This is a genomic window from Chryseobacterium sp. S90 (assembly GCF_047444895.1).
Lineage (GTDB): Bacteria > Bacteroidota > Bacteroidia > Flavobacteriales > Weeksellaceae > Chryseobacterium.
Genome location: NZ_JBLGCX010000003.1, coordinates 78,047 through 92,588, shown reverse-complemented (window position 1 = coordinate 92,588; position 14,542 = coordinate 78,047). Strand labels below are relative to the sequence as shown.

Sequence of the window (14,542 nt, the reverse complement as noted above, 5' to 3'; positions counted from 1 at the left end):
TTGTGAAATCTACAAACATTAGGATTCCAAGAGATTAAGAATGGCTTCATCAAAACCTGGAAATGAAAACTGAAATCCGCTTTTTATTAATCTTTCAGGGTATACATTACGGCTTTTTAAAAGTAATTCGGTTTCTGTTTTCAGGAAAATAGAAGCAATTTCCAGCTGCCAGACCGGAGCATTGAGCCCAAAAGGGACTTTCAATTCTTTTCTTAGCTTTTTCATCATATTATCATTGGAAAGCGGAGCCGGAGCGGTTATATTGATTGCTCCTGAAATATTTTCATGCTGAATGATCCAGTCTATTGCTTTACAAAAATCCTCAATATGAATCCAGCTTACCATTTGGTTTCCCCGTCCCTGTTTTCCTCCTAAGCCCAGCTTTGTAACCATTTTCAGCTTAGGAAATGCCCCGCCATTATTTCCCAGAACAATGGATGTGCGAAGGGCAACTTTCCTTATTTCTTTATTTTCGACTGCAAAAAATTCTTTCTCCCAGCTTTTGCAGATATTCATTGAGAAATCATCTCCGATAATTCCGTTTTCTTCCGTATTCAGATGCCGTTCAGAATGAACGTAAATGGTTGCAGAACTTGCATTCAGCCAAATTTTTGGTTTTTCAGAACACTGATCTACAGCTTTCTGCAATATTTTTGTACTGTTAATTCTTGAAGAATATATTTCCTGCTTATTTTTGTCGTGATACCGGCAATCCACAGATTTTCCTGTAAGGTTGATCAGCACGTCTGCTTTTTCCAAACTATTTTTCCATTCACCTAATGTTTGGGCATCCCAGTAGATTTCGTTTTTACGCTGAGGATTACGGGTCAGGATATAGACCTGATTTCCTTTTTCTGTAAAGTATTTCTCCAGATTTTCACCAAGAAATCCGGTGCCTCCGGCTATGAGTATTTTCATTGTTTTACAATTTAAGGTTTAAGGTTTTGGGTTCAATGTTTATGGTTTAAGTACAGAAATTTCTGTTTTTGTTCTTTTCAGCTGATGTATTTCTTTGTTCTCACTTCTATTTCTGAGCCTTCAGCAAGCATTACAGAAACTGGTTCCTTATGATTCAGACATTCAAAATCATTTCCGTAGATATTTTGAAAATCAATATCCAGCTGATGATCTTTTATGGTGTAGTATTCCCATTTTGGGTGGCATACTTCATATTCGGAAGTGATATTTTCTTTTTTTGTAAAACCAAAATAATGTTCTGTGATAAATTCAAATTCTGAGTTTTCTTTCATAGGTTTTGGTGTACTATCAGCCATAATCTGAATAGAATGCCAGCTTTTATCTTTCCATGAATATCTGATCAGCAGTTCACCTTCTTTTTCATGAATCTGGTTTTTCATCGGCATGGTGTGATAATTTTCTTTATAGATAGAATTGGCAACAAAACTTAATGCAGGTTTGGGAACAATTTCTTTGATAAATACCACACCTCTTTTCCAGGCTCCTTTTTCTTTTTTCTTTACATAAAACCTCAGGTTTACTTCTTCAAAATTCCGGTGAAAAGGAATGGGAAATCCCAACAGTTTTGTATTTAAAAACATGAAACCAACTAAACTTACATAGCATCTGCCTTTGTAAAAATCGAGTTCTGTTCCTTTAGGTAAATACGGCAATAAGATCTCGGGATCAATTTCGTAATTGATGATGGCCAGCTTTCGCCATTCTGCTTTTAAAAAGTTCATAATAATGTGTTTTTCAGGTTAAAAAATGGCAATTCCATCATGGCTAGAAGATTCTGCAACGGTTTTGATCATTTCATTTCTTTTGAGCAGAAAACTTTTGAGATATCCTGTAAGAAAAATAGCATTGAACAATTTCCCTATGATGCCCAGCGGAGATTCAAATTCAAAAACATCGGTCATCAGTGTTTTCCCGTTTACAGATTTAAAGGTATGCCTGTGCCGCATAGATTTGAAGGCTCCTTTCTGCATCACATCAATGAACTGGACTGGTTTTTCCATACTGACAATCTTTGTGGTGAGGGTCTGATAAACTCCCAGATGTTTGGCGCGCCAGGTTACGGTTTCGTTTTCTTCAATCAACCCTGAAGTACGTCCGGCAATTGCTGTTTCATGAGATGTTGAGGTTGATTGCTGGTGCAGATCAATGTCTCTTGCCAGATCAAAAACATAGTGGATGTCTGCATTGATTATTGTATTTAAATAGATTGTTGACATTTTAAGAGGTTTTAAGAGTATACAAATTGTAATTTAAATGGTTGTCAGAATAATAATGGCCAGCGCTGTGAACCTGAATACCATCCATGAAATGGTAGGAAGAAAATTTAATTTTAGTATTCGGCATCTTCTTATATGTTCCAGAAACATGATCAATACTACCATTCCAAAGTATATCAGATAAAAGACAGGGGTAAAATTGGTCATCAGAGCAGGAATTAACAGTAAAGTCCCGATTAAGGAAACAGTCATCATATTTCCGAGATAATCCCAGATTTTATCTTTGAGATAACTTTTTAAAAAGAGAGTCTGCCAAACGATCTGACCAAGACAAACGGCAAATTCTCTCAGGAAATTTCGTTCTAAATTAAAATCCAGCTTCAAGGAAAATTCACTTAGGATATAGGCTGAAAAAATAACAACAAAACTGATGTATGCTATTCTGTATTTCAGGTTAAAATCCGGAACACAAGATTGTTCTGTATAATCTTTTGAGGAAGGAATAATCTGTTTTCTATTGTAAGAAACGAAGGAATACAACTTTTGAAAAAACCAATAGAGAGGTCCTGTTTGAGCAATTTTTGCCAACAATGGAAAAGAGTTTCCAATAATGAGAAGCAGACTGTCTAATCCGTAGACGACTTCATTTTTGTTATGATCTACCAAAGCAATTTCATTTTTCGCCCGGTTGAAGTCTATGAGTATTTTATTTCTCACTGAGATTTCCGTAAATGCTTCTCTTCCATCTTCATCCAGCATTCCGCATTTGGTAAAACCTTTGGAGTAAAGATTACACATCGGACATTCGTTGTCGTAGATTAATGTGTGGTTTTTGAGCGTTTTCATAATTGTGATTTATAAGGTTTATAAATATTGTAGCAGTCATAAACATATGCTGCTGCCATCACAGGGCTATATAAAAGAGCGGCCATTAAAACATATCCAAAAAAATCATTGATGTGTTTCTCTGTAAACAAGATGGTTACAATAATCCAGACCGGTATTATTACAATCCCATACGCTATATACAATGATGACTTTTTTGTTTTAAAAAACAGTTTGATCAGGAAACTTACCAATTGAGGAGTTCCTACTATAAAATAAAACAGTACAAATCCCGACAAACCACCAAATATAAAAGCCTGAGGCCCAATTATTATAAAGAATAACTGAATGTAATAATCATATTTTGCAAATGTTTTCATGGCAGCAATGGTTTTAAAGTGATCCTTTTCTTCTGAAATAAATAATCAGGAACAAATGAATGATTAAATTTTTCATAATTATTATTAATTTTATATTTTCAGTAATTTTTGAAAATTAATTTGAAATAAAAAAGGATTTTCATCCTCTTTCTTTTTCTATTTCAACAGATTGGTAATCTTTCCTACCAGCCAATGATCATCACTTTTTATTGCCAGATCCATAATATTGTTGATCTTTCCGGTTACCGAACTGAAGTCATTCATCAGCTTGATAAATTCCTGAGCTTCTTCTGAGTCTTTATCCTCAATATTTTTTAATTCTTCAAGAAAAGAAATTACAGGTTCTATTTCTCTTTTTCTGCGTTCCTTAGTAATTTGCTTGAAGAGATACCAAACATCTTTTTCTGCAACGAAATATTCTTTACGGTCGCCTTTTACAAATTCTTTTTTCACGATTCCCCAGTCTATCAGAGCGCGAAGATTCATGTTGGCATTCCCTCTTGAAATTTCCAGCTGCTCCATTACCTCATCGGTAGAAAGAGGTTTGCCACTTGCCAAAAGCAGTGCATGCACCTGTGCCATTGTACGGTTGATCCCCCAATTGGTAGCAAAGGTTCCCCAGGTCTGAATGTATTTTTCTTTTGCTTCTGAAAGTTGCATTTTGTTTTCCTTTTAGATTTCTGTAACAAATGTAATTATATTTTTTTGAATTTTCAATAATTTTTGAAAATTAATTTTTAATAGATTTCAGTGAGTTTAGTTTTTGTCATTAAAAACTTTGACAAGGATACAAAAGGATAGAAAATAAAAACAGACATCCCTGAGAATGTCTGTTTTAAAGTTTAAAAAATTAAAGTTAAGGTTCAATATTAGCCGTTATTCCCTGATTCCAGTGTTTTGCTTCCGGCACATAGTAGAGATAAACATTGCTGGATTTTCCGGTATAGGTACCTGCAAACTCCACTTTGAGATCCAGATTAATCGTTTTTGTTTCCTCTGCATTGAAATGCTCCCAATAAAGTACCAGATAATTGTCAAAGATTTCATAGTAGGAAATCTGCTTTTTATCAATCAGATCTTTTAGTAAAGCATTTTGTAAAGTCAAGCCTGCAGGAATACCAATCTTCGCAATGGTCATTGGAAGCTGTCCGTTGATTTTGTTCTTAACGGTCACTGTCATTCTGTTGGTCTCTCCTATTCTGGACACTGCAGATTTCAGCTTTGATTCCATCGTAACAGGAATATCTTTGCTTTCCGGAGCCTGGAGGGTATAATACTGATATTCTATTTTATAAGGCAGTCCATTTTTGATTGGATAGTGAATACTAATCTTATTTTCTCCAGCCTTGTATGCTGATGAAAGACTGATATTAGGATAAGTATTTGCTTTATTGATCGTGATAACCGGCCTTTCAGTTCCATCTAATTTTTCATTTTTAGAGAAGAATTCAGACAATGCCTGTATGGCCAATGTTGTTGCCTGAGTGGAACCAAATCCGTAATATCCATTGAAATTAATAAGCTGATCTGCTGCTTCCGCAATTTTCAACCGATTCAGATTTTCGTCTTTCTGAAGTGCCATGATATATAACGAAAGGGTTTCCGCATCTGCAGATCTTCCCCATGAGCCTGTAAAGGTGATTTTAGATTTTACATTCTTCGCTTCATACTGCTGGTCCAGCATCTTCATCAAATCATCATATTCCTTTTGTTTTCCCATATGAGCGGCAGTATTGGCAAGCAAAGCCAATTGATAAGAATCTTTTGTAGCCAAAGCTCTTTTCATCATTACAGTAAAGGAATCTTCTATTTCATTTTTAAAACCAAGTTTGGATAAAGCATATATAACGTACATATTTCTTGACCAGGAATATTCTGAAAAATCCTTTTTTGATTCATAAGGTTTTCTTACTTCAAATAATCCATTTGCATTCTTTTTGGATAAAATGAATGAGGAAAGTCCCTGAATAAATTTTGCATCCGGATTGACATATTTTTTTAAATCCGTAAACTCCAGTAAGGCAAATGCAGAAAGTGCCACATCTGATTCCTCGCTGCTGAAATATCCGATACCTCCGTCTTTATTTTTATAGCTCAACATTTTCTGGAATCCTTTTTTCAGATTCTTAATTATCTGATTTTCCGTTGCAGTATCTATTTTTTTACTTGATTTTAAATAATCCAGAATAAAAATATTAGGATATACTGTTGAAGAAAGCTGTTCAAAGCAGCCATAAGGTTCTCTCTTCAGCTGATCAATATCTGCAAACATTTGTAAAGCGGTGTTTTCAAATACATAATATGAGGAAAACAGGCTTCCATTGATATAGTCCGGAATATTGATTTTGATATCTTCCGTTTTGTTATTGATGATGGAAAATTGATGTGGGAATCCTTTCTCTTCTACTTTAAACGGAAGAATCATGGTTTCCCTGAAATCTCCGGATCTTATGGTAAACTGAATGTTGGAATCTACAATTTCATCTGTCTGTATTTTGACAAATAATCTTCCTGATTCTAATGGTTTCAGGGTAATTAAACTGTCAGAGCGCATCAGTTTTACGTGATTAGGAACAATAACATCCATGGTCATTTTCCTTATTTCCGAAGAATTGTTTTTAATAACAACAGGAATTGTCATCTGATCTGTTCTTGTCAGATATTGTGGAATTTTAGCATCTATGGAGATAAGGTTCTGAGCAGCATAGGTAGTTTCATCATTTCCTACAAGCCCTGATGCAGCAATACCTTCTGTCATAATTCTAAAAGTAGAGTTGGCATCAGAATTATAAAATTCCACTTTTGCTTTCCCGTTTTTATCGGTTTCTACCACAGGATTCCAGTAAAGCGCTTCTCTGTAATCGAAACGGTAAGATGTATTGGTCGTTTTATATTCCGGATAGGCAAATGCTCTTGATCCGGCATATGATATAAGCCTTCCATATGGTACTGCTTCAACAGCAATATAAGATTTCGGGGTAATATCAAAACTGATTTTTGAAATGTTATTTTTATATGAATTTATGATTACCACTCCATTTGCAGCCCTGCTTCCATAAATAGCTGTAGCAGCAGCGTCTTTGAGAACGGTGATACTATTGATATCGTTCGGATTTATAGTGGTGTTGAAATTTTCTACTGGTGTACCGTCTACTATGAATAGTGGATGCTTATTGGTGATGGATGCTTCTCCTCTTATTCTTATCTGTGCACTGGCTGCGGACTGTCCTGTTGGTGTAATTATTAATCCGGCAACTTTACCGCTTAGCAATGAAGTTACATTCGGATTCTGAATTTCCATAGAAGACGTTATTGTTGCAGAAGTAATTGCGGATTTCCCTTTTTTCAAATTGTATCCTAAAACAACAACTTCTTCAATCCTTTTATTCTTAACAGTATCTTTTGCTGACCCATCGGGTTTGTTCAGTGTTTGGGTATTATTTCTGTTTTCTATCTTCTTTTCTTTTCTCTCAGCTTCTTTTACAATTTCTTCTACATCAATATTGGAAAGCTTCTGCTTCACTAAAGGGTTAATATCCAAATTATAAGACAAAATTCTGATTTTCAACTGATGTTTAGGCTGAGAAGATCTGGCTATAATTTTATATGAATAGTCTGCATTCAGGTCTGAAAAATAAAAACGTCCATTTTCTGCAGCAGCTTGCTTAAGGATTTTTTTATTATCAGTATCTAAAAGAAAAACATCTGCTTTCACCGGATTTTTGTTTTCATCTTCTACCACTCCGTAGATTGTATTTTTCTTTTCGGGAAGATATTTGTACTTATTGGTTGTAATGATTTCCGGGATAAGCTCGAAATATCTGTACCCGTTTGTCAACATAACAAGGTCCAGGCTTTTATCTGCTTTTTCTTCTTTTTTATCGAAATAAAACTGTGGTTTTTCAATTTTCCCTTTCAACTCGGAGTCCATCAGAAGCCAGGAAATGATATGATTCTGCTTATCATCAGCGTATGTCCATAGTTTATCATCCACCACACTCAGGCCAAGGTTGGCAGGAACAGGCCTATTATTTTCATCCGTAGTTTCGATGTTCAGTGTTACTTTTTCCCTCGGCAGGTAATGTTGTTTTACGGGCTTAACCTTTATATTCAACCGATTTTCTTTATTGGTAAAAACAATACGTTCTGCAAGAGGAATATTATTTTCCAGAACGGTAAATCTGCAGATTCCTATCGGGAAGTCTTTTTCATCAATCTCCAATGAATTGCTGCCTTTTTTCACTAGAAGATCTTTGGTATACCATTCTTTTCCGCGGAAATTCCCATTCAGGGTAATTGTTTTTTCATGGGTTGAAATGATGGTAAAAGTCAATTTTTTGTTTTCATTCTGAATATTTAAAACCAAACCTTCATCTTTTGCTACCGGAAGATGGAACGTCTGTGTATTACTTTCAGGTTTTAGAACTTTTGCATAATAAGTTTCTCCTTTTTTAGCGGTAAAATGAAAGCTTCCCATCCCGAAATTATAGGCTGAAATTTCTTTTATTTTTTCATGATTCTGATTGTAAACAGCCAGAACAGCGTCTACAGGTTTTTCAAATTCATCCAGAATCTTAAAGGCCATATTTTGTTCTATCCCGTTGATAAAAGTACCTCCTTCAGGCAAAAACTTCACATCCAGATTGTTCAGGACAATTGGAATATTTCTTGAAATAGATTCTGTAAATCCATCAAAATTCACTTTAATATTCAAAAGTGCATCAGAGGATTTCAAGACTTCAGGGAGTTTGAAAATCAATTGATTTTTACCTTCTTTATTGGTAATGAATTTCCCTTCTGAAACGGTTTCGCCATTGGTCATTACTGTATAATCTGCTTCATAAAAAGGAATGGGAAGATTGCTCAGACTTCTCATTGAAAAATCGGCTGTCACCTCATCTCCCGCACCATATCCTTTTTTAGGAAAATCCAGTTTCATTAATATTCTTGGAGATACTATTTTCTGGAGGGTAATTTCTTTTTCAAAGGTATTTTTCCCTTCTTCATTCTGCATCCAGTTGGTAAAGGCTCTTATTTTATAGATTCCACCTTTCATATCTTCATCAAAATAGAAATATCCCTGGGCGTACCCATTGGTAATTTCATATTTCATTTTTTTCAAAACACTTCCTGCGGGATCAATAATTTCAAAATTTACAATTTTACTGTCTTCTGCCGGAAGGTTGTTTTTTCCTTTTACAACGTATATTTTAAAATACATTCCCTCGCCAGGTTTGTAAAAAACATGATTGGTCTGAACGTAGGTTTTTTCTTTTTCAAAATCCTGAAATGGCTGCTGTGCTTTTAGAAAAACCGTTGACAATATTAAGCTCAGCGAGATGATATATGATGATATAAATTTGAAATTCATGGGTTAAAATTTGAGTGAAACAATACATCCAAATGTTTTAAAAGACGGAAGATTGAAAAAATCCAGCCCTCTTCCGTTGTCCATATCATAAAAATGCTGATTGGGATCTGCTCCTTTATTTGCCTGCCAAAGCATTAGATTATTCACATAAAAAGTAAGTTTGATATTCTGTTTTCCATAGTTGACCGGAAAACTGGAAGACAGTGAAATATTGCTGATTCTTATATAATCTGCCTTCTGAACATAGTTTTCCGCCACACCAAGGTAGCCATATCTGGACCAGCGGTTTTCCTGAACATTCTGGTTGGGGTCATAGAAATCTACCGGAATCTGGTTTGTCGTTCCATTGGCCTGTACACCCTGAAAAATATAATTTTTGATGTTTCTGTCTTCTCCTGATTCAGAAGAACGTCCATAATAATCGAGAACCGCCTGTGTTCCGTTCCAGAGCTGGCCACCTTTTTTCCATTCCCAATTGATATCTAGGGAAAAGTTTTTATAAGCAAAACTATGAGTGAATTTCATCACGAAATCCGGTGTAGGGTCTGCGATAATTTTCATTCCGTCAGCTTTTTTGGGAAATCCAAACTCATCAATGATTAATTGCCCTTGAGCATTTCTTTCAAAGTAGCTTCCCACGACAGCTCCCAAGACCTGTCCTTCCGACAGTGTTTTATAAATGTCTTTAAATCCTGAAACAGCAATATTCTGATAACCGGACGATATCCTGTCTACGATATCTTTATATTTGAAAAATGACACTTTCTGAACACTGTAAAAGTTGTCTCCCAAACGCAAACGGTCATAAGCAAAATTGAATTCATATCCACTGTATGTATGATCCGCTATATTCTTTATTTTCAGCTGATTATTTTCAAAAACAGGAAATACATCATCTGTATTTTTTCTGTTGAAATATTCTCCTTCCACACTTATATTATAACCAAGGTTAAGACTGGCTCCCACTTTCCATTCTCTGGTATTGATATTGGATAAACCTCTGAAGCTTTCCACTTCCTGTACAGGGAAGTATTGATTGTAGTTTTGTGCGTTAAGTAAAGTTGTTACATAGGAAGCGTATGATCTTGTAATTTCCGGCTCGGAACTCAACTGTGTGTAACTTCCCAGCAGTTTAAAACTGTAATTATACCAATCGAAAATGTTATTGAATCTCACATAGAAATTAGCTTTGGGAAGCCAATAAGTATTTTTCAGAGAGGTATTGGAAATGTAAAAAGAATTTCCAAGATTGAGACCTGCTTCAAAATCATAATCATGGATATCCATATTGTAATTAAAAATATGATCCTGCGAAGTTCTCTGATAGAAGTATTGCTGATGGGTCAGACTGTTATAAACATCCGATTTCCTATCGTTCAGAATAAAATTCAAGCTGAACGTATTTTTAAAATCATAGTTTCCTAATGCATAGGAACCCAATATATTGGAATGATACAAACTGTTGTTTTGTACCCTTTCATTGAGTAATCCGCTGCTGAAACCATAAGTAGAAGGCTTATACTGGTCTTTATTCCAGATATTGCTCCTTTCATAAGACTGGCTGACATTCAGTTTAAATTCATCCCAACTTTTAACAACATTAAAACTAAACAGTCTATCCCTATTCTGATAGTGGTATTTACTATCCTTTTCAAAAAGGAATGAAGGATTGTCTGCATCTTTGCTGTAACTTCTCTGTAAACCATTACTCAGAAGGGTATTTTGGCCATTTGAAAAAGAAACAGGTGTTAGCAAGGAATTCTGATACGCTCTGTTGAACAGCCCTATTCTATTGGTATTGGTGGCTTTGTCTTCTTCGTAATTAAAAGCAAAATTAATGGAATATCCACTTAGTTCTGTATTCAGTTTGGCTTTAAAAGTATTGGCAATATCAAACTGATCTGTAAAATACATATGGTTCTTCTGCTGGCCCAGATTCAAAGACAACTGGATTTTTTCATTGTAACCTTCTTTTATAAAAGCATTTACATTCAACTGATTGTTGTATCCTACTGTTGTTTTAAAAAGACTGTTATCATATTTTCGGGCACGCTGAAGCCCATCAATCCAGGGAATCAGTCTTCCGTTCTGATCATATTCATAAGCCAGACCATCAAATCCCAAGGTAGAAATATCTGGTCCAAAACTGAACATTTCGTTGGTTTCAGGACCTTTCCAGACAAGATTTCCGCCTTCTGATCTTCCCTGTACATATTTGTTTTGAGTTCCGGGAATAGCATTTCTGTTTTTAATCTCTAATGATGTGGTAAAGCTTCCATTAAAAAGTAATGTTTTCTGATCGAGTCTTTTTACAATATAAATACTGTCATTCTTTTGTCTTACTCTTCTTATCTGATCAAAATACGAATGAGATCTTTTACTTAAGCGGGTCTTCGTTTTTTCAATGCTGAAATCATCTTTTGTTTCTTTTGAAACCAGACTGTCATAGGCTTTACTGTAGATATTTTCTACATTTTTATTGGAAGTCTGATTTTCCAGAATAGCTTTTAATTCCCTGAGTTCATAAGTAGAAATAACATGAGTATTTTTGCCTTGGTTCCACGAAATGGTATCATAAGGTTTGGCAGCAATAATTGCAAATCCTTCCTCATCAGTCAGTTCATAAACCCCACTGTTTTTATTAGAAACCTTTAAAAAGTTCTGTGCTTTATCTTTAGTTGTTAAAAATTTTCCAGAGTAATATAATTGTGAATCTTGTGCCTGTAATAGAGTAATGGTAAATGGCAGCAACAGCAGATAATTCTTTTTCATCAGTGATTAGTATGCTTAAAAATATAAAAAAAGAAACTTCCGTGGAAATTTCTTTTTTTAAGATAGTTAATTTTTAATGATCTTAAACGTTTCCCACACATCATTGGCAAGAATACGTACAAGATAAACCCCTTGAGGATAATAAGTTAAATCAATTGTATTTTTACCTTCCGGCAGCTTTTCTTTTATCATAATAATTTTTCCAGCAAGATCATAAATATACAGCTCTTCAATTGGCTTACTTGTTTTTATCTGCAATACACCTTTTGTTGGATTCGGGAATACCACAGTCTTACTATTAAACTGACTATCAATTTCTTTCTCCATTTTTTTATTAATATTATCATTTGAAATACCTGTGCTGCATTCCGGTAAAATTGCTCTTTGAAGGATTAATCTTAACAATAAATCATTTAGTTTTTCAACTTCATAAGAATCTATAGTGGGTTTTATGTGATTGTTTCCTATTCCGCTGTCATTTGTAAGAAATGTATAGGTTCCGTTTGTGAGTAAGGCAAATGTCCGCATCAGATATTCTGTTTGTTTATCTATATCACTTGCTGCCAAAGGAATAATTGTAATCCCTTTTTTTGCTGCAGCCTTTATTTTACTATAAAGTTCCTTTATATTCTCTTCTGAATGGTGTGGTGGTGCATCCAGAATTAAAAACATAATTTTAGTTGAATTTTCATTACTCCATCTCAATTCATCAACAGAAACTTCCAAAGCTTCTACAACAGCTTCCGGCGTATCTCCTCCACCTGATGCCTTCTGTTTTTTTATAAATCCAATAAGATCTTCTGCTTTATCTGAAAAATCAAATTTCTGGGTCACATATTCATCTCCTTGGTCTCTGTAAAAAACAGATCCGTACCTTACATTTGTATTTTTAAGCTGTCCTTCAACTTTTTTTAAAACATCTAAAAGTTCAGATTGAAGATAGGAAATTTCATCTCCCATAGAACCTGTAGCATCCACTACAAAGGCAAGATCCAATACACGTTTTTGCAGACAGGGTTTATTCAGGATAATAAGGTTTTGTCCATTTTTAAAAGTTCTGAGATTACTGCTTATGATCTGCCCTGAACCATCAGATAAATAATATTTTCCTGATTCAGATTTTTCATCTATCATGGGTGATATCCATAATTCTGCATTACCCAGATTATCTGAGACAGCTTCCCAAATTGTATTCTTTTGGTCATCCAATAGTTTTACTTTCTCACCTATTATCGGCCTTTTTTCCCTATTGACCAACTGAACTGAAATTCTTTTATCAGGGAAGAATTTCCATGTACTTTTATACTGATCCAGAGTAGGAACAGCAATATCTTTCCAATAATCCCACTTAGAAAAATCATTAACTTCCCCTGCTGTAAGCTGGCCTGCTTCAGGAAGTTTTTTCTCTGGTTCCTCTGTTTCTTTTAATCTTTTCTCTGCACTTTCTGAAGAAACTTTTTTAAGTTTTTCTATTTCTGCTGTAGATAATCCTTTTGTGGTAATTACAACAACTCCATTGTTAGCTTTGCTTCCATATAATGCAGTAGCTTCCAACCCTTTCAGTACTTTTAATTCTTTTATTTTTTTAGGATCCAGGGTATTCAAAATTTCAGATTCCCTGCCTATTACAATCCCATCCACAATATACAAAGGGTTGGCAGAACGGCCATCTATGCTTCTTGTTCCCCTAATTAATATTGCATCAGGCTTTTTAATTCCGGTTGAGACTTCTATTCCAGCAGCCCTTCCAACCAATGAAGATACTGCAGACGGAGAATGTACAGGTGTTTTGTCTGTTGAAGCAATCATCGCTGTTGAAGATGATAATATGGTCTTATTTTTAACTGTTTTTGAATATCCCATTACTACAACTTCTTCAATGTCTTTTGTTTTTAAAGTATCATTGTATATTTGGAGTAAAGATGTTGTTATTTTATCAGGAGCTTTTACTGTCGGTATATTACAATTCGGATGCATTTTGTATGGGTCTATTCCCACAACTGATGAAGTTTGATATGCTATGGGAACAGGTACAGATAAAGGCAACTCTTCTTTTTTGATATTATCCTTTATGGTACTATCTATTTTTGCAATATCTGTTTTGTTAATTGGACCTCTTAAAGTTGTATTTTTTACAATTACAGGTTGTAAAGGTTCTACAGTTTCTTTTTTATTGATAAAGTAAAAAGCTCCTAAACCAATCACCAGACTTGCGGCGATACCATACGGCAGCCAAATAGGAACGACTCTCTTTTTTTCTTCTTTTTTATCCAATTTTTCTTCAATTTCCCCCCATACTTTTTCAAAACCAGGAAAAACAGTTGGCTCTTCTGAAAGCCTGGAAGCTTCATTGAATTGTTGATCTATATGATTATTTTCCATTGTTCTAAAAGTTTAAATGTTTTGATTCACTAAAAGTTCCTGCAGTTTTTTTCTTGCAAAATTGAGCTGTGATTTTGAGGTTCCTTCACTGATGGAAAGCATGGCAGCTATTTCTTTATGAGGATATCCTTCAATAGCGAAAAGGTTAAATATAGCTCTGCAGCCTTCAGGAAGGAAGTTCAGTAAACTCAGAATATCTTTTTCCAGAGAAAGGTTTTCTGTGGTTCCTTCAGAATGATCTATGAAATTTTCTTCAAGAGAAATCAGTAATCCCTTATTAGATCTTAATTTCTGTAAGCATTCGTTCACCGCAATCTTTCTGGCCCATGCTTCAAAGGTTTCAGCATTTTGAAGCTGGGTAATTTTCGTGAAAATTTTGTAGAACGTATCGGCCAATACTTCTTCTATATCTTCGTCGTTTTTCAAATAGCGTCTGCAGACTGCGTAAAGCCTGCCCGCCATTTTCTCGTAGACCTTCCGCTGTGCATTGCGGTCGTTACGATAGCATTCTAGTAATAATTCTTGTTCCATAGTCAGGAGTTATATTATTATAGATGCAGAAACTTTTGCCGGGGTTGGAAACATGATTATATTTTTTAGAAAAATAGTGAATAAGT

General features: G+C 34.8%; 10 protein-coding genes. All 10 read right to left on the bottom strand.

The window, feature by feature from the left end:
• Nucleotides 1-18: 18 nt before the first annotated feature.
• Nucleotides 19-918 carry a TIGR01777 family oxidoreductase gene (locus tag ACLMCG_RS10385; RefSeq protein ID WP_413959480.1) on the bottom strand — a complete coding sequence of 300 codons (900 nt, stop codon included), beginning with the start codon at nt 916-918 and terminating at the stop codon, nt 19-21.
• Between the two features lie 77 nt (nt 919-995).
• Complete coding sequence (locus ACLMCG_RS10380) at nt 996-1,700, bottom strand: YqjF family protein (protein WP_413959479.1); 705 nt, start codon at nt 1,698-1,700, stop codon at nt 996-998.
• Between the two features lie 18 nt (nt 1,701-1,718).
• On the bottom strand, nt 1,719-2,195 hold the full coding sequence (locus ACLMCG_RS10375) for an SRPBCC family protein (protein WP_413959478.1): 477 nt from the start codon (nt 2,193-2,195) through the stop codon (nt 1,719-1,721).
• A gap of 33 nt (nt 2,196-2,228) precedes the next feature.
• Nucleotides 2,229-3,041: a hypothetical protein gene (locus ACLMCG_RS10370; RefSeq protein ID WP_413959477.1), complete on the bottom strand. Its 813-nt coding sequence runs from the start codon at nt 3,039-3,041 to the stop codon at nt 2,229-2,231.
• On the bottom strand, nt 3,038-3,400 hold the full coding sequence (locus ACLMCG_RS10365) for a hypothetical protein (RefSeq protein ID WP_413959476.1): 363 nt from the start codon (nt 3,398-3,400) through the stop codon (nt 3,038-3,040). Before ACLMCG_RS10365 ends, ACLMCG_RS10370 begins: the two co-directional genes overlap by 4 nt.
• 156 nt (nt 3,401-3,556) lie before the next feature.
• Nucleotides 3,557-4,060 (bottom strand): GbsR/MarR family transcriptional regulator, encoded by a 504-nt coding sequence (locus ACLMCG_RS10360; protein WP_034696386.1) that lies wholly within the window; start codon nt 4,058-4,060, stop codon nt 3,557-3,559.
• A gap of 196 nt (nt 4,061-4,256) precedes the next feature.
• Entirely contained in the window at nt 4,257-8,771 is a 4,515-nt protein-coding gene (locus tag ACLMCG_RS10355) for a TonB-dependent receptor plug domain-containing protein (RefSeq protein WP_413959475.1), read from the bottom strand.
• A 3-nt stretch (nt 8,772-8,774) separates the two neighbouring features.
• Nucleotides 8,775-11,543, bottom strand: coding sequence for a hypothetical protein (locus ACLMCG_RS10350; RefSeq protein WP_413959474.1), 2,769 nt, complete (start codon nt 11,541-11,543; stop codon nt 8,775-8,777).
• 66 nt (nt 11,544-11,609) lie between these two features.
• Entirely contained in the window at nt 11,610-13,925 is a 2,316-nt protein-coding gene (locus tag ACLMCG_RS10345) for a T9SS type A sorting domain-containing protein (protein ID WP_413959473.1), read from the bottom strand.
• A 12-nt stretch (nt 13,926-13,937) separates the two neighbouring features.
• Complete coding sequence (locus ACLMCG_RS10340; RefSeq protein ID WP_413959472.1) at nt 13,938-14,456, bottom strand: RNA polymerase sigma factor; 519 nt, start codon at nt 14,454-14,456, stop codon at nt 13,938-13,940.
• Between the last annotated feature and the right edge of the window lie 86 nt (nt 14,457-14,542).